General features: G+C 73.5%; 17 protein-coding genes. 7 read left to right on the top strand and 10 right to left on the bottom strand.

Translation table 11 applies throughout. From position 1 onward, the window contains the following. Positions 1 to 41: 41 nt before the first annotated feature. Positions 42 to 2,165 (bottom strand): flotillin family protein, encoded by a 2,124-nt coding sequence (locus tag ACGFZN_RS09285; protein ID WP_393857858.1) that lies wholly within the window; start codon positions 2,163 to 2,165, stop codon positions 42 to 44. A 252-nt stretch (positions 2,166 to 2,417) separates the two neighbouring features. On the opposite strand from ACGFZN_RS09285, the gene ACGFZN_RS09290 reads away from it, so the two are divergent. Beyond that, positions 2,418 to 3,497, top strand: coding sequence for a PucR family transcriptional regulator (locus ACGFZN_RS09290; RefSeq protein WP_393857859.1), 1,080 nt, complete (start codon positions 2,418 to 2,420; stop codon positions 3,495 to 3,497). Positions 3,498 to 3,522: 25 nt separating this feature from the next. Here ACGFZN_RS09290 and ACGFZN_RS09295 read toward each other — a convergent pair whose 3' ends face one another. After that, positions 3,523 to 4,470 carry an MIP/aquaporin family protein gene (locus ACGFZN_RS09295; RefSeq protein ID WP_393857860.1) on the bottom strand — a complete coding sequence of 316 codons (948 nt, stop codon included), beginning with the start codon at positions 4,468 to 4,470 and terminating at the stop codon, positions 3,523 to 3,525. 120 nt (positions 4,471 to 4,590) lie between these two features. Beyond that, a complete protein-coding gene (locus tag ACGFZN_RS09300) occupies positions 4,591 to 5,256 on the bottom strand; it encodes an SDR family NAD(P)-dependent oxidoreductase (protein WP_393857861.1) in 666 nt (221 codons plus the stop codon). 214 nt (positions 5,257 to 5,470) lie between these two features. On the opposite strand from ACGFZN_RS09300, the gene ctaD reads away from it, so the two are divergent. Continuing rightward, positions 5,471 to 7,192 carry a cytochrome c oxidase subunit I gene (gene ctaD / locus ACGFZN_RS09305; RefSeq protein ID WP_393857862.1) on the top strand — a complete coding sequence of 574 codons (1,722 nt, stop codon included), beginning with the start codon at positions 5,471 to 5,473 and terminating at the stop codon, positions 7,190 to 7,192. Beyond that, on the top strand, positions 7,189 to 7,545 hold the full coding sequence (locus ACGFZN_RS09310) for a cytochrome C oxidase subunit I (RefSeq protein WP_393857863.1): 357 nt from the start codon (positions 7,189 to 7,191) through the stop codon (positions 7,543 to 7,545). The genes ctaD and ACGFZN_RS09310 overlap by 4 nt, the downstream gene beginning before the upstream one ends. 13 nt (positions 7,546 to 7,558) lie before the next feature. On the opposite strand, the gene ACGFZN_RS09315 is transcribed toward ACGFZN_RS09310, so the two are convergent. Next, positions 7,559 to 8,266 carry a DUF6445 family protein gene (locus tag ACGFZN_RS09315; protein ID WP_393857864.1) on the bottom strand — a complete coding sequence of 236 codons (708 nt, stop codon included), beginning with the start codon at positions 8,264 to 8,266 and terminating at the stop codon, positions 7,559 to 7,561. Positions 8,267 to 8,548: 282 nt separating this feature from the next. Between ACGFZN_RS09315 and ACGFZN_RS09320 the strand changes: the two genes are divergently transcribed. Then, positions 8,549 to 9,271, top strand: coding sequence for a DUF4142 domain-containing protein (locus ACGFZN_RS09320; protein ID WP_393858110.1), 723 nt, complete (start codon positions 8,549 to 8,551; stop codon positions 9,269 to 9,271). A gap of 9 nt (positions 9,272 to 9,280) precedes the next feature. Here the strand turns inward: ACGFZN_RS09320 and ACGFZN_RS09325 are convergent, their stop codons facing one another. The 3 genes from ACGFZN_RS09325 to thrS all read right to left on the bottom strand — a co-directional run bounded on the left by ACGFZN_RS09325 (position 9,281) and on the right by thrS (position 13,283). Beyond that, a complete protein-coding gene (locus tag ACGFZN_RS09325; RefSeq protein ID WP_393857865.1) occupies positions 9,281 to 10,939 on the bottom strand; it encodes a glycoside hydrolase family 13 protein in 1,659 nt (552 codons plus the stop codon). A gap of 98 nt (positions 10,940 to 11,037) precedes the next feature. Continuing rightward, complete coding sequence (locus ACGFZN_RS09330) at positions 11,038 to 12,006, bottom strand: nucleoside hydrolase (protein WP_393857866.1); 969 nt, start codon at positions 12,004 to 12,006, stop codon at positions 11,038 to 11,040. A 50-nt stretch (positions 12,007 to 12,056) separates the two neighbouring features. Beyond that, a complete protein-coding gene (gene thrS / locus ACGFZN_RS09335) occupies positions 12,057 to 13,283 on the bottom strand; it encodes a threonine--tRNA ligase (protein ID WP_393857867.1) in 1,227 nt (408 codons plus the stop codon). A 426-nt stretch (positions 13,284 to 13,709) separates the two neighbouring features. On the opposite strand from thrS, the gene ACGFZN_RS09340 reads away from it, so the two are divergent. Then, on the top strand, positions 13,710 to 14,660 hold the full coding sequence (locus ACGFZN_RS09340; RefSeq protein WP_393857868.1) for a hypothetical protein: 951 nt from the start codon (positions 13,710 to 13,712) through the stop codon (positions 14,658 to 14,660). Positions 14,661 to 14,663: 3 nt separating this feature from the next. Here the strand turns inward: ACGFZN_RS09340 and ACGFZN_RS09345 are convergent, their stop codons facing one another. Next, on the bottom strand, positions 14,664 to 16,007 hold the full coding sequence (locus ACGFZN_RS09345; protein ID WP_393857869.1) for a tetratricopeptide repeat protein: 1,344 nt from the start codon (positions 16,005 to 16,007) through the stop codon (positions 14,664 to 14,666). A gap of 151 nt (positions 16,008 to 16,158) precedes the next feature. Here ACGFZN_RS09345 and ACGFZN_RS09350 point away from each other — a divergent pair, with 151 nt between their 5' ends. Both ACGFZN_RS09350 and ACGFZN_RS09355 read left to right on the top strand, forming a co-directional pair. Continuing rightward, positions 16,159 to 16,290 (top strand): hypothetical protein, encoded by a 132-nt coding sequence (locus ACGFZN_RS09350; protein ID WP_393857870.1) that lies wholly within the window; start codon positions 16,159 to 16,161, stop codon positions 16,288 to 16,290. 64 nt (positions 16,291 to 16,354) lie between these two features. Further along, positions 16,355 to 17,599, top strand: a complete 1,245-nt coding sequence (locus ACGFZN_RS09355) for an amidohydrolase (protein WP_393857871.1) — start codon at positions 16,355 to 16,357, stop codon at positions 17,597 to 17,599. 44 nt (positions 17,600 to 17,643) lie between these two features. On the opposite strand, the gene ACGFZN_RS09360 is transcribed toward ACGFZN_RS09355, so the two are convergent. Both ACGFZN_RS09360 and ACGFZN_RS09365 read right to left on the bottom strand, forming a co-directional pair. Further along, positions 17,644 to 18,921, bottom strand: a complete 1,278-nt coding sequence (locus ACGFZN_RS09360) for a hypothetical protein (RefSeq protein WP_393857872.1) — start codon at positions 18,919 to 18,921, stop codon at positions 17,644 to 17,646. A 311-nt stretch (positions 18,922 to 19,232) separates the two neighbouring features. After that, positions 19,233 to 20,402, bottom strand: a complete 1,170-nt coding sequence (locus ACGFZN_RS09365) for a PP2C family protein-serine/threonine phosphatase (protein WP_393858111.1) — start codon at positions 20,400 to 20,402, stop codon at positions 19,233 to 19,235. Positions 20,403 to 20,541: the final 139 nt, after the last annotated feature.

Below are 20,541 nucleotides of genomic sequence, written 5' to 3' on the forward strand. Positions count from 1 at the left end.
CGGGGCGCTTGCTCAGCCGCCCCCGCACACCCCCGCCGGTCTCAGCCCCGTGCCCCGCTGCCGTTCAGGACCGTCACCGGGGTGTCGGCGAGGCCCAGCTCGCTCGCGCGGTCCAGGAGTTTCTGGAGTTGTCCGGCGTTCGGGCCGCCGCCCTTGATCTGCTTCATCAGGAGCGCCGACACCGTCAGGTTCCGCAGGTCCGCCGAGCCCAGCGAGCCCAGCACCCGGCTCAGGTCCTCCGTGAAGCTGCCGGAGCCGTCCAGCCACGGCTTGGCCAGGGCCTGTGCGGTGTCGGAGCTGGAGAGGAAGCCGTCCACGCCCTTGCCGAGGGAGATGGAGGACACCAGCCGGTCGAAGAAGACGGACTCGCCGCCGACGATGTCGATGTCGGCGTGCTCCAGACCGGTCGCGAGGACCGTCGCCTGGGCCTCGGCCACCTGCCGCTGGGTCTCCAGGCCGGCCAGCCGGATCTCCTTCTCCGCCTGGAGCCGGAGCCGGTACTCCTCGTGCCCGCGCGACGCCTCGTCCAGCGCGGCCATCGCGGCGGCCTTCTCGGTCAGTCCGGCGGCCTCGGCCTTCAGCTTCTCGCCGATGGCGGTGGCCTCCGCGAGCGCCTTCGCCCTGGCGCTCTCCGCCTCGGCCAGGCCCTTGGCCCGCGCACCGTCCGCCTCGGCCGTCAGCCGCGCCGCGGTGGCCTCCGCCGCCGCCCGCGCGCCCTCGGCCTCGGCCCGCAGCCGTGCCTCGGTGGCCTCGGCCTCCGCGCGGCCGGCCTTGACGGTGACCTCGGCCTCCTTGTCGCGGACCTGCACCGCGGCGAGGCCCTCGGCGGCGGCCTCGGCCTGGACGCCCTCGGCGAGCCGCAGCTTGGCGCGGGCGTCGAGGTCGGCGGTCTTCAACCGGGCCTCGGCGAGGGTGAGTTCCTCGGCGGCGCGGTGCGTGGCGGCCTGTTCCGCCGCCTCGGCGGCCTTGATGTCCTTGACCAGCTTCTCCTGCGCCTCCGCCTCGGCGGCGATGACGAGGGCCTGCCGCTCCCGCTCGGCCTCCTCGACCACGCGGAGCTTCTTGATGGACTCCTCCTGCTCGGCGACCGTGCGGTCCACCGCGACCCGCTCCCGGATGACCTCGGCGATCTCCCGCTTCTCCGCCTCGACCTCCTTCTCGGCGGAGATCCTCGTCAGCTGGGTCTCCCGCTCGCGGGCGATGACCTCCAGCAGCCGGTCCTTCTCGATCCGCTCGTTCTCGACGGCGATGACCCGCTCGCGGTTCTTCGCGGCGACGGCGATCTCCCGGGCCTGGTTCTCCCGCTGGACGCCGAGCTGTTCCTCGGTGCGCAGGAAGGCGGCCTGGGCGCGCAGCCGTTCCTCCTCCACCACGCGGGCGGTCTCGGCCTCCTCGCGGGCGCGGGACGTCTCGATCTCCCGCTTCTGCTTGATCTCGGCGTCCGCCTGCCGGCGCTCCAGCTCCAGGATGGCCTCGCGGGCGTCGACGTCCTGGCGGGTGATCTCCTTCTGCTCGTTGCGCCGGGCCTCGTTGGTGCGCACGTGCTCGATCGCCGTCAGCTCGGTGATCTTGCGGATGCCCTCGGCGTCGAGGACGTTGGCCGGGTCCATCTGGGACAGCGGGGTCTGCTCCAGGTAGTCGATCGCCGCGTCCTCGAGGTGGTAGCCGTTGAGGTCGATGCCGATCAACTCGATGATGTGGTACCGGAGTTCCTCGCGCTTGGTGTAGAGGTCGGTGAAGTCCATCTGCTTGCCGACGGTCTTCAGCGCCTCGGAGAACTTCGCGTGGAACAGCTCCTGCAGCGTGTCCTGGTGGCTGGCGCGCTCGGTGCCGACGGTCTGGGCGACCTTGATGACGTCCTCGACGGTCTTGTTGACCTTGACGAAGAACAGGATCCGGATGTCGGCGCGGATGTTGTCCCGGCAGATCAGGCCGTCCCGCCCCGAGCGGCTGATCTCGATGGTCTTCACCGAGATGTCCATGACCTCGGCCTTGTGCAGGATCGGCAGCACCACCTGGCCGGTGAAGGAGACGTCGACCCGGCGCGTCTTCGACACGATCAGGGCCTGGCTCTGGTCCACCTTCCGGTACAGCCGCGAGAAGGCGAGCAGCGCGAGCAGCACGACGACGAGACACGCGGCGACGAGCGCTCCGAGGACTTCCATGGCATACGTCCTTGCGTCAGACGACGAAACCGGAGCCTCCTCAGGGCCGCGGCGCCGGGCGTCTTGCGCTGTCCGGCACCGCGGCCCTCCGTAGTGCTCCCCCGCGGACGATGGTGCGCCCGGGGCCGCGGCCAGCGCATTGCCGGTTTCTGGCAGTGTTCACTAGGGTCTGCATGCCGGGCAGGCGCCAAGGTTGTGTCACCGGCGCGTCAGGATCGCGGGAAGACGGGGACACGGGGGACGGGAACCGCCATGGGGGACGAGCACGACGGTCACGGCGCGCCCGAGCACTACCTGGACGGGTTCGCCCGGACGCTGGCGGAGGTCGCGGCCACCGGCCGGCGGCTGACCAGGGAGGAGGTGAAGGCCCGGCGGGCCCTGGGCGAGCAGGCCGCCGACGCCGGACACGGGCTGCGCGCGCTGATCGTGGCCCATCTGGCCGCCGCCCGCGCCGCGTGGCCGTCCGTGCCCGGCTCGGCCGAGAGCGCCCTCGCCACGCTGGCGGCCGCGGAACAGGCGATCGACGCCTTCGCCGAGGGCTATGAACGCGCCCAGCGCCTGACCGTGCGCCGGGAGGAGGCCGCGCGCCGGGAGTTCATCGACGACCTGCTGTACGGCCGCAGCGACCTCGGCCGGCTCGCCGAGCGCGCCGAGCGGTTCGGGCTGCGCCTGTCCCGGGCGCACGCGGTGGCCGTCGCCGAGGGGCCGTCCCCGTATGTCGAGCAGGGACCGGTCGCGCGCCGGGTCGAGGCCGCCGTACTGGCCCGCTTCGACTCCCGCAGCATCCTGCTGACCACCAAGAACGGGCGGATGCTGTGCGTGGCGCCCGGCGAGGAGGACGAGATCCTCCAGCACTTCGCGCACCAGGCGCAGGCGGCGACGGACGGCTGCCGGGTCGCCATCGGCCGGCCGCAGCACGGTGCGGGCGGAGTGGTGCAGTCGTACGAGGAGGCGCTCGCCGCACTGGAGATGGCGGCGCGGCTCCATCTGCCCGGACAACTGCTGCGCGCCGCCGACCTGCTCGTCTATCCGGTGCTGGCCCGGGACCGGCAGGCTCTGGTCGACCTGGTGTCGCACACGCTCGGCCCCCTGACGGCGGCGCGTGGCGGAGCGGTGCCGCTGCTGGACACGCTCGACGCGTACTTCGACTCCGGGTGCGTGGCCGCGGAGGCCGCGCGGCGCCTCGCGCTCAGCGTCCGCGCGCTGACCTACCGCCTGGACCGCATCCGCACGCTCACCGGCGCCCACCCGTCCGACCCTGCGCACCGCTACATGCTCCAGACGGCGGTCATCGGCGCCCGCCTCCTGGACTGGCCGAACCAGCCGCTGTGAACGCGGCTCTCACGCAAGGCCGTTGCTACTCCTCGTCCGTGGTGCGCACCGGCGTCGCCCGGCCCGGCTCCCGCGCTTCGGCCGTCTCGGCGCGCAGCAGCAGGACGTCGCCGATGAACAGGTCGTACACGACGATCCCGACGACGGCGCCGATCAGCGGGCCGACGATCGGGATCCACCAGTAGCCGCTGTACACGCCGGAGACGCTGCCGGGGAACGCCAGGCTGTTCCAGCCGGCCGCGTAGGTGAACAGGCGCGGCCCGAAGTCACGGGCGGGATTGATGGCGTAGCCCGCGTTCGCGCCGTAGGACATGCCGACGGCGGCGACGACGAAACCCACGACCAGCGGCCCGAGGTTGGCCTTCACCGCCTGGTTGCGCACGTCGAGGACGGCGGCGATCAGCATCAGCAGGAAGGCCGTGCCGACGATCTGGTCGACCAGGGGGCCCCAAACGCCGCCGTGGAAGTAGGCCGCCGGGAACGTGGCGAAGATGGAGAAGGTGGCGTTCGTGTGGCCGTTCACCTTCGGCCCGGGCGCCGCCTGGTCGTAGGCGTGGATGGCGTCGTGGTAGACGAGGTACACGAGCGCCGCGCCGGTGAGCGCGCCGGCGACCTGCGAGAACCAGTACGGCAGCACCTTCGCCCAGGGGAAGCCGCGGCGCACCGCCATGGCCAGGGTCACCGCCGGGTTGATGTGGGCCCCGCTGACGCCGCCCGCCACGTACACGCCGAAGACCACGGCGAACGCCCAGCCCCAGGTGATCAGCAGCCAGTCGCCGGCCGCCAGGAAGATGGTGGTCGGCGTCGCCGCACGGCCGGAACCGGGCAGTGCCGCCACCGCCATGGCGACCACGCCGCAGCCGAAGGCGATGAGCACCAGCGTCCCGAGGAACTCGGCGAGGCACTCGCCGAGCAGCCCTCCCCGGCTTCTCAGCCGCGACGGCTTGATGAGCGGGGGGATGTCGACAGCCATGCGGGCCCCCTCGAAGAGAGCGATACGGCCAACGTCACCATCTTGGCCCACAAACCCCTGCCGCGCAGGTTGACCGTGCCCGGTCAGCCGGCCACGGCGCGGGCCGGGGCCGTCGCCGGTTCAGGCGTCGAGGTCGTCGGCGAAGTGCCGGAACCCGTGCCGGTCCCGGTGCAGCCCCCACAGGGTCTGGGCCAGCACGGCCGGGTCCTTGCGCGCGTGCCCCGGGGTGATGGCCCCCGGGATCACCAGCTGGGCGACGTGGACGCCCTCGCCCGCGAGGCGTTCGTGCAGCAGATGGCCGTACGCGCTCTCCGCGGCGAACGCGATGGACGTACCGGCCCGTTCGGTGTGCGGCACCACGGCGGTGCCGCCGTTGACGAACAGGATCGTGCCGCGCCCCAGCCGCCGCATCCCGGGCAGCACCTGCTGAACGGCGGCGACGGCTCCGTACACGGAGAACTCGATGGGTCCCACCAGGTCCCGGTATCTGGTCTCCAGCACGGGCCGCATGAAGTCCCGGTGCGGCACCGGGCTGTACTGCAGCACCTCGACGGTGCCCAGTTCGTCCGCCGCCCGGGCGAGGGCGGCGGACAGCTCCTCCGGCCGGCGCACGTCGGCGGCGAAACCCCGGGCCCGGACTCCGTCGCCGGCAAGGTCGCGCACCAGCGCGTCCAGGCGCTCCCGGTCCCGGGCGAAGAGGGCGACGGCGAACCCCTCCCGCCCGAACCGCCGTGCGACGGCGGCTCCGAGACCCGGTCCGGCACCCACGATGGCGATGGTCGTCATGCCCTGCATCCGTACCGCACACCGCGGCTGCCCACACACGCCGCCGGGCGTGCCGGACGGCGCGCGGCGCGATTGGGCCGTCCGGGTGCATCCGTCACCCGGACGGCCGCGCGTCGGCCGCTGAGCGCCGCCCGAACGCCCTCGCCCGGCAAATATGGCGGGTAGCCGACGTCATGGCGTGCGCGGACCGCGAGCAGCAGGAGACAGACGACTTGTGAGCATCCTCAACGAACCCCATGGTGCCGCCGCGCCCGCGGAGTCGTACGACAGCGAGATCCCGCTCCGGGGCAGGCAGCCCGGCGGCGTCGTGGTGAAGTGGCTGACGACCACCGACCACAAGACGATCGGCACCCTGTACCTGGGCACGTCGTTCGCGTTCTTCCTGGTCGGCGGCCTGATGGCGCTGATCATGCGCGCCGAGCTGGCCCGGCCGGGTCTGCAGATCGTGTCGAAGGAGCAGTTCAACCAGCTGTTCACGATGCACGGCACCGTGATGCTGCTGATGTTCGCGACACCGCTGTTCGCCGGTTTCACCAACTGGATCATGCCGTTGCAGATCGGCGCGCCCGACGTGGCCTTCCCGCGGCTGAACATGTTCGCCTACTGGCTGTACCTGTTCGGCTCGCTCATCGCGGTCGGCGGCTTCCTCACCCCTGACGGCGCGGCCGACTTCGGCTGGTTCGCCTACTCGCCGCTGACCGACGCGAAGTACTCCATCGGGCTGGGCCCGGACGTGTGGATCATGGGTCTGGCCTTCTCCGGTTTCGGCACGATCCTCGGCTCGGTCAACTTCATCACCACGATCATCTGCATGCGCGCGCCGGGCATGACCATGTTCCGGATGCCGATCTTCACCTGGAACGTGCTGCTGACCGGTGTCCTGGTCCTGCTGGCCTTCCCGGTGCTGGCGGCCGCGCTGTTCGCGCTGGAGGTGGACCGTCAGTTCGGCGCCCACGTCTTCGACGCCGCGAACGGCGGGCCACTGCTGTGGCAGCACCTCTTCTGGTTCTTCGGCCATCCGGAGGTGTACATCATCGCGCTGCCGTTCTTCGGCATCGTCAGCGAGATCATCCCCGTGTTCTCCCGCAAGCCGATGTTCGGCTACATGGGCCTGATCGCCGCGACCATCTCCATCGCGGGCCTGTCCGCGACGGTGTGGGCGCACCACATGTACGTCACCGGCGGTGTGCTGCTGCCGTTCTTCTCCTTCATGACCTTCCTGATCGCCGTCCCGACCGGTGTGAAGTTCTTCAACTGGATCGGCACCATGTGGAAGGGCAGTCTGTCGTTCGAGACGCCGATGCTGTGGGCGACCGGCTTCCTCGTCACGTTCCTCTTCGGTGGCCTGACCGGCGTCATCCTGGCCTCCCCGCCGATGGACTTCCACGTCTCCGACTCGTACTTCGTGGTGGCCCACTTCCATTACGTGGTCTTCGGCACGGTGGTGTTCGCGATGTTCGCGGGATTCCACTTCTGGTGGCCGAAGTTCACCGGCAAGATGCTGGACGAGCGCCTCGGCAAGATCACCTTCTGGACGCTGTTCGTCGGCTTCCACACCACGTTCCTGGTCCAGCACTGGCTGGGCGCCGAGGGCATGCCGCGCCGGTACGCCGACTACCTGGCCGCCGACGGCTTCACCGCCCTGAACACGCTGTCCACGATCGGCTCGTTCCTGCTCGGCCTGTCGATGCTGCCGTTCCTCTACAACGTGTGGAAGACGGCCAAGTACGGCAAGCCGGTCGGCGTGGACGACCCCTGGGGGTACGGCCGTTCGCTGGAGTGGGCGACGGCCTGCCCGCCGCCGCGGCACAACTTCGTCACCCTGCCGCGGATCCGCAGCGAGTCCCCGGCGTTCGACCTGCACCACCCCGACATCGCGATGGGCGAGCACGCGCTGCAGTCCCCGGCGGGGATCCCCGACCGGAGCCAGGGGTGAGCGGTCCGGCCCGGCGCCCGCCCATCCAGGGCGCCGACGACGCGCTCGCCAACCAGGTCGAGGGCTATCTGCTGTGGCAGGCCCGGATCGCCGAGGCGGAGCAGCGGGCCCGCGAGTTCACCGGCCCGCTGGAGTGGCTGACGACCGCACAGCGCGAGGAGATCGAACGCCGCTACACCGCCGACAGCCTGGCCCGGGCCCGCACCGACCTGGAGCGCATCGCGGCCCGCTGCGTGTCCCTGCGCGCCGAGTACGAACACCGCTACCAGGACCTCAAGCGCCGCTGTCTGGCCGTCACCCTCGCCGTCTGCGCGCTCTGCGCGGCCCTGGCGGGGCTGGCGCTGCTCGTGTGACCCGGCAGGCTCCTCACGCCATCCAGAAGAAGACGGCCGTCATCCGCTTCTCCTCGAGCGTCGTGCCGTGGTACGCCGTCGCGCTGTGCACCAGGTTGGCGTTGTAGAGGAGCAGGCGGTTGTACCGGTGGGGGACGCGGACGTCCTCCTCGAAGTGGTCGGCGGGCACGAAGCGGGTACCGAGGGCCTCGACGAGGTTGTTGTGCGGGGCCTGGACGATGTTGCCGCCGAGCCGGCCGCCCGGCAGGGACTGGCGGTAGAAGGCGGTGCCGCAGGCCTTCGGCACCCGGGGGTTGAGGTAGAGCACCGCCGCGTACCGGCACAGGGCGCGGGAGTCGGTGTGCGGGCGGGGCTCGCTCTCGCCCTCGCCGACCACCTGGACGCAGTTGTGGTTGAGGGTGCCGCCGCCGGGCGCCTGCTGCACCCACAGCTCCTTCGCCCCCGTCGCCTTCTTCACCAGCCGCTCGATCACGGCGAGTTCGCCGGGTTCGAGTCCCGGCATGGCGCGCAGGCCGGGCCAGGTCTCGGAGGTGTACGGGTAGCCCTTGACCCAGTCGTCCTTGGCCAGGCACCGCTCCCGTACGGCGTCGACGTCGGGCAGGGCGTCGTCGATGACCCAGTAGTCGCGGCCCTTGGTGGGCTTGCGGTAGGGCAGGACGGGGAGGGCGGCGGCGCCCGGGGAGCGGGGCGCGGGCGTGCGGGACGGCGGCTGTGGGGGCATGCGGCGAATCTAGGACCGCGCTTCGCACGCCTTCTCCCGGAGACCGGTCAACGTTTCCCCAACCGTTTGTCATGCACACCAACGCATGGCAATCCGCGGCGGAGTCCCCGGGCGCACTTTTTACCCGCGCCACCGAGACGAATCGCTCCCGCGTCCGTATTGCTGTGCGTCCGAACCGCCCGGAGCCGCCGACGCCCCGGGCGGATCCACGACCGGGCAGGAGGCACGGTGCGCTTTTCGCGGAACGCGACGGGAACCCTCTTCGTGGGCGGTGCGATGGCCATGACGCTCGCGGCCCTCGCCTATCCGGGCATGCTCGGCCTGAGCAAGGCCACCACCGCTCAGGACCGCGTCATCGCCAACACCCAGTGGGGGCCGCTCACCGAGCAGGACCGGGACTTCGTGGTGAAGGTGCGGGCCGCCGGCCTGTGGGAGTACCCGGTGGGGCAGATAGGGCTGCAGAAGGGCACCACGCCGGGCGTCATCACGGCCAGCAAGCACCTGATCGACGGGCACGCCGCGCTGGACACCACCTGCCGCAAGATCGCCCCGCTGCTGAACATCACCCTGCCCGACCTGCCGAGCCCCCAGCAGCAGGGCTTCGTCACCCAGTTGAAGGCGGACAGCGGCAAGAAGTTCGACAGCGACTTCGCCAACATCCTGCGGATGACGCACGGCGCGATCTTCAACGCGATCGCGAAGATCCGCTCCACCACCAAGAACTCGCTGGTGCGCGCCCTCGCCGACCAGGCCAACGACACCGTGCTCGACCACATGACGGTGATGGAGAAGACCGGTCTGGTCGACTTCGACCAGACCCTCTTCCAGCAGACGACCCCGCCGAAGCTGCCCGCCTCCGACCTGACCCCGCCGCCCCCGGCCCCCGGCCAGCCGGAGGTGGTGCTCACCCCGCCGCCGACCGCCACGTCGACGCCGGTCGACCTCAGCGGGCTGACCGGCGGCAACGCGTCGGGGGCGCCGAGCCCGAGCCCGACGGTGCGCTGAGCGGCCCGCTCAGCCGAGCCAGACCGTGGTGTCCGGCGGCAGGGTCCGGGCGTCGGGCAGCGGCGTGCTGGCCAGCAGCAGCTCGCCCGGCGGCAGCGGTACGGGCCCGTCGCCGAGGTTGGTCACACACCGCCAGCCCGCGCGGCGGGTGAAGTCCAGCACGCCGGCGGGGCTGTCGGCCGCCCAGGTCAGCGTCTCGCCCTCGAGCAGCTTGCGGCGCAGCCGCAGGGCGGTGCGGTACAGCTCCAGGGTGGAGCCCTCGGTGCCCGCCTGGGCCTCGACGGCGTACCGGGCGAAGGAGGACGGCTGGGGCAGCCAGGCCGCGCCGGGACCGAAGCCGTACGACGGTCCGCTCGTCGTCCACGGCAGCGGCACCCGGCAGCCGTCGCGCCCCTTGCGGACATGGCCGGTCTGCTCCCAGATCGGGTCCTGGAGGACCTCGGTGGGCAGGTCGGCGACCTCCGGCAGGCCCAGCTCCTCGCCCTGGTACAGGTACGCGGATCCGGGCAGCGCCAGCATGAGCAGGGTCGCGGCGCGGGCCCGGCGCAGCCCGGCCGCGGTGTCCGGTGCGGGCGCGGTGCCGCCCGACATCAGCCAGGCGTCCGGGTCGGTGCCGGGCGGCAGCATCAGCCGGGAGGCGTGGCGTACGACGTCGTGGTTGGACAGCACCCAGGTGGCGGTGGCGCCGGCGGCCCGCGCGGTGGCCAGCTCGTCGGTGATGACGCGGCGCAGCTCCCGCGCGTCCCAGCGGGTCTCCAGGTACTCGAAGTTGAAGGCCTGGCCGAGTTCGTCGGGGCGCGCGTACAGGGCGCGGCGGGCGCCGGGGACCCAGGCCTCGGCGACCGCCGTGCGCGGCGGGCTGTAGGCGTCGAACACCTTGCGCCAGTCCCGGTAGATCTCGTGCACCTCGTCGCGGTCCCAGTACGGGTGGCTGCCGGGCGGCACCAGCGGCAGGGCCGCCTCGCCGGTCGCGCCGATGCTCCCGATGTCCCGCAGCGGCTCGGAGAGGTCCTTGGCCAGGCCGTGGGCGACGTCGACGCGGAAGCCGTCCACGCCCCGGTCGGACCAGAAGCGCAGGGTGGCGCGGAAGTCGGCGCGGACCTGCTCGTGGTCCCAGTTGAGGTCGGGCTGTTCGGGGGCGAACAGGTGCAGGTACCACTCGCCGTCCGCGGTGCGGGTCCAGGCGCTGCCGCCGAAGACGGACGGCCAGTCGGTGGGCGGGAGTTCGCCGTGCACGCCCCGGCCGGGGCGGAAGACGTAGCGCTCGCGGGCCGGAGAGCCGGGGCCGGAACGCAGGGCCTCCTGGAACCAGGGGTGCTGGTGCGAGGTGTGGTTGGGGACGATGTCGACGACGACCTTCAGGCCGAGCCGGTGGGCCTCGGCGACCAGGGCGTCGAAGTCGTCCAGGGTGCCGAGGCGGGGGTCGACGTCCCGGTGGTCGGCGACGTCGTAGCCGCCGTCGGCCAGTTCGGAGGGGTAGAACGGGCTCAGCCACAGGGCGTCGACGCCGAGCGCGGCGAGGTGGCCGAGGCGGCGCGTGATGCCGCGCAGGTCGCCGAGCCCGTCGCCGTCGGCGTCGGCGAAGCTGCGCGGATAGACCTGGTAGATGACGGCCTGGCGCCACCAGTCGGGGTTCTTGGAGGAGAGGTCCGGGAAGCGGTCTGCCATGCGGGCTCCCTTCGGGGGGTGGACGACAGTACAGGAAGTCTGTACCCATTGCCCGGAAATTCCCGGATAGGGGGCCCTTGTGCCTCCGGTGGGGCCCGCTACGGCCGCTCCACCGTCTCCAGGTACAGCTTCACGTAACGTTCCACGTCCACCTCCAACGCCACGTCCACCAGCGCCTGTTCGCGCGCGCCCTCGTGGATCTCCGACTCGCCGGGGCGGGGCCGGCGGTCCACCAGGGTCTGGCCCCGGGTGGGGCCGGGGGCGAGGGCGACCTCGACCGGCAGGCGCCGGGTGCCGATGCCCTGCGGGTCGATGACCGCGCACACCGCGCCCGCGTCGCCGAGTCCGCCCGCCTCCTCGGCCTCGGGGGCCTCGCCCTGGAAGGTCGGCCGGTGGGCGAGGAGGTCGCCGGCCAGGCGGGTGCCGGGGTCGCTGCTCGCGCGCATCCGGTGCACGTCGGCGGCGGGCACGACGACCTGCATGAAGACGTCGAGGCCGTACATCGTGATCGGCACCCCGGCGGTGAGCAGGATCGCCGCCGCCTCCGGGTCGTGCCAGACGTTGAACTCGGCGACCGGCGTGGCGTTGCCGGTGGCCACCGCGCCGCCCATGAACACGATCCGCTCGATGTTGCCGGTCACCTCCGGATGGGTGCGCAGCAGCAGGGCGATGTTCGTCAGGGGCGCGGTCGGGATCAGGGTGACCGGGCGCGGGGAGGCCAGGATCTCCCGGCGCAGGAGCGTGACGGCGTCCACGTCCGCCGGGGACCGGGACGGCGCGGGCAGGCCCAGGTCGCCCATGCCGTCGGAGCCGTGCACGTGCCGCGCCGAGCGCGCCGGCTCGATCAGCGGGCGCTCGGCGCCCCGGCCCACCGGGATGTCCGGGGCGCCCGCCCGCTCCAGCACGGTCAGGGTGTTGCGGACCACGCCGTCGACGTCCGTGTTCCCGGCGACGCAGGTCACCGCCCGCAGGTCGAGGCCCGGGTGGCGCACGGCCAGCAGCAGCGCGAGGGCGTCGTCGACGCCGGTGTCGCAGTCGATGATCACGGGGATGGGCTGACCGGTCACTGCGGGCTCCTTCCGTCACGCCGACCTTAAGTCAGGACGGATCGGTACGGTCACTCCCACAGGGCGGTACCGCGCGCCCGCACCCGGTCGGCGATCCGGTCCAGCAGCTCGGGCACCGGCAGCTGGCCGGGCCTGCCGCCGCCGCGCAGCCGTACGGCCGCCCGCCCGGCCTCGGCCTCCCGGGCGCCGATCACCGCCTGGTACGGCACGAGGCGCGCGGCGCGGATCCGGGCACCGAGGGTGCCCTCGCCGGGACCGGCGAGTTCGGCGCGCAGGCCCAGTGCCACGGCCTCCCGCACGACCTGGGCCGCCCGCTCCTCCTGTGCCCCGGCGACCGGCAGCACCACCAGCTGGACGGGCGCCAGCCAGGCCGGGAAGGCGCCGGCGTGCACCTCGATCAGATGGGCGACGGCCCGCTCCACGCTGCCGATGATGCTGCGGTGCACCATCACCGGGCGGTGCCGGGCGCCGTCCGCTCCGATGTAGTGCAGGTCGAAGCGGGCCGGCTGGTGGAAGTCGATCTGCACGGTGGACAGGGTGGACTCGCGCCCGGCCGGGTCGGCGATCTGCACGTCGATCTTCGGGCCGTAGAAGGCGGCCTCTCCCTGCGCCTCCTCGTAGTCGACGCCCGACTCGTCCAGCACCTGCCGCAGCAGCGCGGTGGCCCGGCGCCACAGCTCCGGGTCGGCGACGTACTTGCCGCCCTCGCCGGGCAGCGACAGCCGGTGCCGTACGGCCTCGATGCCCATGTCGGCGTAGGCGCGGGCGATCAGCTCCAGCGCGGCGCGGGCCTCCTCGACCGCCTGGTCCAGGGTGCAGAAGATGTGCGCGTCGTTGAGCTGGATGGCGCGCACACGGGTCAGCCCGCCGAGCACGCCGGACAGCTCGGCGCGGTGCATGCTGCCCAACTCCGCGATTCGGAGCGGCAGTTCACGGTAGCTGTGGGAGCGGGACCGGTAGATCAGGGCGTGGTGGGGGCACAGGCTCGGGCGCAGCACGACCTCCTCGGCGCCCAGTTTCATCGGCGGGTACATGTCGTCGCTGTAGTGGTCCCAGTGCCCGGAGATCTCGTACAGCTCCCGTTTGCCGAGCGCGGGCGAGTACACGTGCCGGTACCCGGCCAGGCGTTCGGCCTCGCGGACGTACTCCTCCAGGGCGTGCCGTACGACCGCGCCGTCGGGCAGCCAGTACGGCAGACCGGCGCCGATCAGCGGGTCGGTGTCGAAGAGGCCGAGTTCACGGCCGAGGCGGCGGTGGTCGGGGATCTGCTCGTTCATCGGGGTTCCTCCGCGGGTCCGGTGGGCGGGGCGAGGAACCGGCAGGACGCGGCGACGCCGAAGCCCCGGGGCGCTCGCCCCAGGGCTTCGATGCTGGTCAGCTGTCAGCGCGCCGGGACGGTCTCCGGCGTCGTCGTGCTCTTCGGGCACTGCGGGGCGCGCTGCATACGGGGACGGTAGCAGGCGGCGAAGCCGCTGTTCGAGCGAATTACGGCGGCCCGCCCGGACCGGCCGGGCGGGCGGCGCTCACACCTGACCGGCGGGCCTTTCACCCGGTTCCGGCGGGCCGGTCACCCGGACGGACGGGAGCGCTGGTGAGGCGGTCGGGGCGGTGGTGCCGTGAGATCGGGGACCACCGGCAGGTGCCCCCACCGGCACGGACACACGCCGGCAGCCCCACCGGCCCCGAGCGCTCAGGAGGCACCGATGACCCCCGCGATACGCCCGCGCGACCCCGGGGCCCGGAGCACGCCCCGCACCCCTCGGAACCCGTACGGCCGACCGGACCCCGACACCCTCGGCACCCCCGGCGACCCGGAGCCGCGGCAGAGCCGCCTGGCCGGACTGCCGGACCTGCCCGGTCTGCCGATCCTCGCCCGGCTCGCCGATCTCCCCCGCGGTGCCGTGCTCTCCCTCATAGCCGTCGGACTGGTCCTCGCCGGCGGCTGCGCGGCCCTCGGACTGAAGCAGCAGGAGACCGCGACACCGCCGATGCCGACGATCGACAAGCCGTCGAAGACGCCGAAGACCTCACCCCGGCCCGACGGCTCCACGCTCACCGACGAGCAGGCCCAGGCCGCGCTGCTCACCCCGAGCGACCTCGGCGTCCCCTGGACGGCGACCCAGGGCGCGGCCACCTGGCGGGACCAGCTGCTGAAGGCGACCACCTCGGCCGGCGACTGCCAGCGGCTGCTGGACGCCCTCTACACCGACGAGATCCTCGGCGGCCCCGCCCGCGCCGCCGTCGGCCTCGACGACACCGACACCGGAGCCCAGCTGCGCTACCAGATCGCCGCCCGCCGCCCCGCCGACGTCGACGCCGCCCTGGCGTGGCTCGGCACGATGCCGGCGCGGTGCGCGCGGTTCACGGCCACCACGCAGACCGGGATCCAGGAGGACGTCCAGGTCGGCGACGCCCCCCTGCCCAAGGTCGGGGACAAGGCCCAGGGCCTGCGGATCAGCCTCGCCGCCACCGACTCCGACAACCGGCACGCCGTGCTCACCCTGGACGTGGCCGCCGTCCGCGTCGGCCAGGACGCGTTCGCCCTCACCAACGGCGGACTGGGCGACGTGCCCAACGACGCGACCCAGGCCGCGGTCCAGGTCGGCGCCCTGCACCTGGCGGACGTCCGCAAACAGGGCAGGGCGCAGGTGTGACCCTCACAGCGGGGGCTGTGCCGGAGCCGGGCCCAGGGTCGTCGTCCCCGGGGCCGTGCGGTGGCCGAGACCCGTGCGGTACGCGTCGAGGGCGGCCTCCACACGGCCGGTGCGGCGGAACAGGTCCCCGAGAAGGCGGCACAGGTCGGCCAGGTCGCCCGCGGCGCCCGCGCGTTCCAGCAGGCTGAGCGCGCGGACGTAGTGCTCCTCGGCGGCCTCGGTGTCCCGGGCGTCCTCGGCGATGATGCCGAGCAGCCGGTGGGCCGCGGCGGCGTGCACCGCGCCGCGCTCGGAGGAGAAGTCGCCGAGGACGCCCTGAAGGAGGACGGCGGACTCCTCCGACTTGCCGCGCCGGTGCAGCACGTCGGCGAGTTCCACGGCCGCCTGGCTGCGGTACAGGGCCGCCCGGCTCTGCGCGAGCATGGCGTGCGCCTGACGCAACTCCTCCTCGGCGCGCTCCAGTTCGCCGTTCTGCGCGCAGACGTACCCGCGCATCCAGTGGCAGTTGGCCAGCTCGGTGCGCAGCCGCAGCCGGCCGTACAGCTCGGCCGCCTTGGCGAGGGAGGCGTCGGCCTCGGCGACCCGGCCCTCGGCGATCAGGGTGCGGGCCACCGAGCGGTGCATCCGGGCGATCAGCGCGGGGTCGCCGGACTGCGGGGCGAGCGCGAGCGCGAACTCGGCGGCCTGGGCGGCGCGGGCGTGCGCGCCCATGTCCATGTACGGGCCGATGACGCTGGCGTAGAGCAGGAGCAGGGCGTCGGGGTCGTGCAGCCCGCCCCGGTTCAGCTCGTCGAGGGCGGACTCCAGGAGGTAGACGGCGTACCGGAGTTCACCGGCGAGGTAGTGCGCGACCGCGCGGCCCCGCACGGCCGGGACGCGCACCGGCAGCGACTCGTCCGCCAGGCGCCGCTCGGCCCGTTCGAAGAACTCCCGCGCCCGCTCCAGCTCGCCCGTCTCCAGGGCGCATTCGCCGAGCCCGAGCAGCGCGGTCGCCTGCTCGCGGCCCAGGGCGTGGGTCTCGGCCCGGTCCAGCAGTGCCGCGTACTCGACGGCGGCCTCCTCGGCCCGTCCGTCGGCGAGGATCCGCTGCGCCTCGGTGAGCGCCAGCCTCAGCTCGGTGGCGAGGTGGGCGGGCCGGCCGACGGCCAACTCCTCGAAGGCCACGCCGAGCCGGCCGGCGATGTGCCGCAGCGCCTCGTCGGAGGCCCGCACCCGGCCCGCCTCCAGAGTGGAGATGTAGGCGGGCGTGTAGGCGGGCTCCGCGAGCTGCCGCTGGGTGAGTCCCCGCCGGGTGCGCAGCCGCTGCACGCGCTGCCCGATGACCACCGGGTCGTCCCGCTCCGGCATCCCCCGCACCCCCAACTCCCCTGGCGCCTCTTGCCGTTGGCACCGCTCAGCCCCTAGGTTAAACGGAAGATTAAGTGTGCTTAATACGTCGCTGTTGTGTTGCGAGGTCGCCGTGCCGGGACGTACAACCGCACCCTACGGAAACACCACCGTGCGCAGGGCCGTGGCCGCGGCCGTGATAGCCGCGACGGCCCTGATCCTCGCGGCGAACGCCGGCCCGGCCCACGCGGCGAACCCCGGCCCCGCGGAGCGGCCCCAGCAGACGGTCGGCGGTTCCCGGTAGACACCGCACATCGCCGGCTCCCCACGCACTGCCCCCCGCCGCACCGGAGGCCTACCCTCGCGTCATGACCTCTGCCGCCGCCCGTGCCGCCCTGGACCTGACCGCCGACCTGCCGGTGCCGGACCTGGAAGACCTCTACCGCGACCTGCACCGCCACCCCGAGCTGTCCCTGCGCGAACACCGCACCGCCGGGAAGCTGGCCGAGCGGCTGGCGAAGGCCGGGTACGAGACGGCGCAGGGCGTCGGCGGCACCGGGGTCGTGGGGCGGCTGGACAACGGGGACGGGCCGACCGTGCTGCTGCGGGCCGACATGGACGCGCTGCCGGTCAAGGAGGAGACCGGGCTGCCGTACGCCTCGCTCACGGACGGCGTGATGCACGCCTGCGGCCACGACCTGCACGTCACCTGGCTGACCGGCGCCGCCGCCGCGCTCGCGGCCGGCCGGGACGCCTGGGCCGGCACCCTGCTGGTCGTCGGACAGCCCGCCGAGGAGAGCGGGCAGGGGGCGAGCCGGATGCTCGCGGACGGGCTGTACGAGCGGTTCGGGCGGCCCGACGTCCTGCTCGGCCAGCACGCCGCGCCCGGTCCGGCGGGCCTGTACCCGCACTCGCCGGGACTGATCATGTCCGCCGCGACGGACGTGGACATCGTGGTGCACGGGCGGGGCGGGCACGGCTCGCGCCCGGAGTCCACCGTGGACCCCGTCGTGACCGCCGCCTATCTCGTGACCCGGCTGCAGACCGTCGTCTCCCGGGAGATCGCCGCCGGGGAGTCCGCCGTGCTGACCGTGGGCCGGATCGAGGCCGGCACCCGGCACAACATCATCCCGTCCGAGGCGCGGATCTCCCTCAACCTGCGCACCCAGTCCGAGGCGGTACGGCAGCGGATGCTGGAGGCGATCCGGCGCATCGCGCGCGGCGAGTGCCTGGCCGCCGGCTGCCCGCGCGAACCGGACGTCACCCTCGGCAGCAGCTTCCCGGTGACCGTCAACGACGCGGACACCGACGCCAGGGTCGCCGCCGTGCACGGGGAGGTCTTCGGCGCGGGCACGGTGTTCGACCCGGGCCCGGCGATGGGCAGCGAGGACTTCCCGCAGCTCGCGCTGGACGACGCGATCCCCTACTCGTACTGGTTCGTCACCACGACCCCCGCCGAGGTCTGGGACCGCGCGCCCGGCGACGGCTTCCCGGAGAAGTTCGCGGCCGTGCCGAGCAACCACAGCCCGCACTTCGCCCCCGACCTGTCCGTGATCGCCCCGGGCGTCCGCACACTGGTCTCCGGGGCGCTGGCGCTGCTGTCGGAGGCATGACCGAGCCTGGAGCGCGGGCGGGGGCTTGCCGAGACCCGTCGTCCTCAGGGGGCGGCCTGCAACTGCCGTAGCTGACGGCGGACGTTCTCCAGCGCGCCCTGCCGCCGCCCCGGCACCCGCAGCCTCAACTCGGCGAGTTCAGCCCCGAGTTCACGCGCCCGCGCCGGGTCCGTGATCCGCGTCCACTGATGGTGCGCGCGGTCCACGGCCGCCTCGACGGCGGGCGCGTCCACGGCCTGCCCGGCCGCCAGCCGCGTCCGGGCGACCGCCAGCCAGGCGCGGCAGCTGCGCACCGCGTCCCCCGCGAACATCGCGAGATCGGCTCGCACTTCGGCCCAGTGCAACGCCTCCTCGGACCCCGCCCCCCGGGCCCCTACGGCACGCTCCTCGTACCGAGCGGCGAGGGCCTCGGCGTCCTCGTGCCGCCCGCTCCGGACGGCGGCGCTGATCAGTGCGTGAGGATCTTGACCGGGAGCCTGCCCGGGGCCGGGCGGTGCCGGCTCCGTGGCGTACGGCTCCCGGGCGGCCGGGGGCGGGACGGGGCCGGCGGCACGCGTCTCCTGCCCGGCCCCGGCCGGGACCGGCTGCGCGCCGGCCAAGGGCGGACCGACGGGGGCCGGGACCATGGCACCGGTGCCGGGCGGCAGCGTGACCGGCCGGGCGGGCGCGTAAGCGAACGGCGGCCTGGAACCGCCGGGGAGGGACAGCAGCAGGTCACGGCCGGCGCCGACGTCCGCGATGCGGGCCAGCGCCTGCTCGTGCAGCTGAGGGAGCGGGGGCCGGTAGCCGCTGCGCAACAGCGTGGCCACCGCCTTCATGTACGCCGGCTCGGCCGCCCCGCGCCGCCCGGCGCCCGGGGCGACACGGCCGTACACCGCCGCGTTGGCCCCGCAGTCCAGCCCCCGCTCGGCGACGTACCGCCAGGCCTCCGCGTCCGCGTGCAGATCCACCACGAGCGCCGTGTCCGCGGCGGACCGCAGCCGCAGCTCCTCGCGTACCCAGTGCCAGGGCAGCGCGGTGTAGCGCACCGTCGCCGGCGTGGTGCGGGCCAGCGCGAGATGCGGCAGCCGCTGCCGCCGGTCCAGGTGCAGTTGCCCGGCGACGTACACGGTCAGCGGCCCCGGCGCCGCCGCGGCGGCCCGCAGCCGGGTCAACACGGCCTGCGGCTCCAGCGGATCGGCGAGTTCGACGACGTTCGCGGTGTCCGTACCGGACAGCACGGCGGGTGCGACGGCGGCCAGCACCGGCAGCACCCCGGCCGCGTCCACCAGGCGCCCCCGGCCCAGCGGCGAGGCCGCGAGCAGCAGCACGGTTCCGGGCATCGTCCCTCCCCCTGTCGGACCCAGATCGGCTCTCCAGCCAGCACCGTAACCGCTGCGGCTGCAAACGCGCGCCCCACCAGGGCGACAGACCCGCAATCGCCCGCCTCACCTGACCCGTCATCGCGCCTGGGCCCCTGTCGCTGCCCGCCCCCTCCCCGCCCCCGACGGCAGGAACCCCTCGCCGCCCGCCGCCCCTCGCAGACGACCGCGATCACCCCTCCACCGCCCCCTCGCCTCCAACAGCCCCCGTGCCTCTCACACCCGGGCCCGCTCTCTTACCCACCGCCCGCCCGCAGCCGCCGTCAGACCCGTCATCGCGCCTCGCCCCCGTCGCTCTCCGCCCCCTCCCCGCCCTCCTCCGCCCCCACCCCCCGCAGTCGCCGTACGGCGAACACCGTGGTGTCGTCGGCCAGGCGGCCCCGGCAGTGGTGGAGTACGCCGTCCCGGACGCGGCGGACCAGTGCCCGGGGGGCGGCCTGCGCCGGGTCGGTGGTGACCGCACGGGTGATGTCCTGGGCGAGGGGATAGAAGGTGCCCCCGCAGTCGCGCGCCTCGGTCACGCCGTCGGTGACCAGCAGCAGCGTCTCGTCGTCGGCCAACCGCACCCGGTGCACCGGCGGCAGCCCGCCCCCCAGGTCGCCGAAACCGATCGGCAGCCCGTCGCCGCAGGGCAGCTCGCGGACCCCGCACGGGCCGACGGCGAGCGCGGCCTCGTGACCGAAGTTGACCAGTTCGATGGTCCCGGCACCGCCCTCGGGAAAGCCGATCAGCACGGCGGTGGCGAACCGGTCGCCGTCGTCCCGGCCGAGCGCGGTGACGTGCCACCGGTGCCGCAGCATCCGGGTCTCCAGCCGCTCGGCGACGGTCGCAAGATCCTTCTCGTGGTAGCCGGCCTCCCGGAACGTGCCGAGCAGCGCCGCCGCCGTCTCCACCGCGCCGAGCCCCTTGCCCTGCACGTCACCGACGAGGACCCGGGGACCGTGCGGGCCGGGCTGGATGTCGTAGAAGTCACCGCCGACCCGGGCGTCGGTGTCCGCCGCGAGATACACCCCGGCGTGTTCGAGACCGGCCCAGGGCGCCGGCAGCGGACGCAGCACGGTGCGCCTGGTCGTCTCGGCGATGTCCCGGATGTGCAGGCCCTGCCGCTCCTTGCGCACCCGCACCGCGGACGCCACCACGGCCAGCAGGCCGCCGAACGCGACCAGGATGAAGTCGGCGAGCCCGGCCCGGTACTGGTGGGGCCAGGCATGATCGACCATGACGTACGCCACCACCGCCAGCACGGCGTAGCAGCCCGTCGTCCACACGCCGCAGACCGCGGCGGCCGTGCCCGGGACCAGCACGATCCAGGAGACGATCCGGAACCGTTCGCTGGTGCCGAAGTCCAGCAGCACGATGCCGCCGAGCAGCAGCAGAGGGCACACCAGGGCGATGTTCCGGCCGTACCCGTGCAGCGGTTGCCGCCGCCGGCCGTACTCCATCTCCGTCACGGGGCGCAGCCTCCACGTTCCTCGGTTTCCCAGCGAAGCACGCGGGAGATGCCGTCGCATCCGGGCACCCGTCACCCTCCCGGCCGACTTGCCAGGCCGTGCCCCCCGGTGTGCTCTGGAAGGCGGGGGC

Origin of the sequence: Streptomyces sp. NPDC048192 (assembly GCF_043202415.1) — a bacterium.
Lineage (GTDB): Bacteria > Actinomycetota > Actinomycetes > Streptomycetales > Streptomycetaceae > Streptomyces.

What these genes read in the sequence shown, in the direction of transcription:
- ACGFZN_RS09285 (WP_393857858.1), bottom strand. Translation starts at nt 2,165, where the DNA reads ATGGAAGTCCTCGGAGCGCTCGTCGCCGCGTGTCTCGTCGTCGTGCTG.
- ACGFZN_RS09355 (WP_393857871.1), top strand. Translation starts at nt 16,355, where the DNA reads ATGACCTCTGCCGCCGCCCGTGCCGCCCTGGACCTGACCGCCGACCTG.
- ACGFZN_RS09300 (WP_393857861.1), bottom strand. Translation starts at nt 5,256, where the DNA reads ATGACGACCATCGCCATCGTGGGTGCCGGACCGGGTCTCGGAGCCGCC.
- ACGFZN_RS09345 (WP_393857869.1), bottom strand. Translation starts at nt 16,007, where the DNA reads ATGCCGGAGCGGGACGACCCGGTGGTCATCGGGCAGCGCGTGCAGCGG.
- ACGFZN_RS09290 (WP_393857859.1), top strand. Translation starts at nt 2,418, where the DNA reads ATGGGGGACGAGCACGACGGTCACGGCGCGCCCGAGCACTACCTGGAC.
- thrS (WP_393857867.1), bottom strand. Translation starts at nt 13,283, where the DNA reads ATGAACGAGCAGATCCCCGACCACCGCCGCCTCGGCCGTGAACTCGGC.
- ACGFZN_RS09295 (WP_393857860.1), bottom strand. Translation starts at nt 4,470, where the DNA reads ATGGCTGTCGACATCCCCCCGCTCATCAAGCCGTCGCGGCTGAGAAGC.
- ACGFZN_RS09340 (WP_393857868.1), top strand. Translation starts at nt 13,710, where the DNA reads ATGACCCCCGCGATACGCCCGCGCGACCCCGGGGCCCGGAGCACGCCC.
- ACGFZN_RS09320 (WP_393858110.1), top strand. Translation starts at nt 8,549, where the DNA reads ATGACGCTCGCGGCCCTCGCCTATCCGGGCATGCTCGGCCTGAGCAAG.
- ACGFZN_RS09315 (WP_393857864.1), bottom strand. Translation starts at nt 8,266, where the DNA reads ATGCCCCCACAGCCGCCGTCCCGCACGCCCGCGCCCCGCTCCCCGGGC.
- ACGFZN_RS09360 (WP_393857872.1), bottom strand. Translation starts at nt 18,921, where the DNA reads ATGCCCGGAACCGTGCTGCTGCTCGCGGCCTCGCCGCTGGGCCGGGGG.
- ACGFZN_RS09365 (WP_393858111.1), bottom strand. Translation starts at nt 20,402, where the DNA reads ATGGAGTACGGCCGGCGGCGGCAACCGCTGCACGGGTACGGCCGGAAC.
- ACGFZN_RS09325 (WP_393857865.1), bottom strand. Translation starts at nt 10,939, where the DNA reads ATGGCAGACCGCTTCCCGGACCTCTCCTCCAAGAACCCCGACTGGTGG.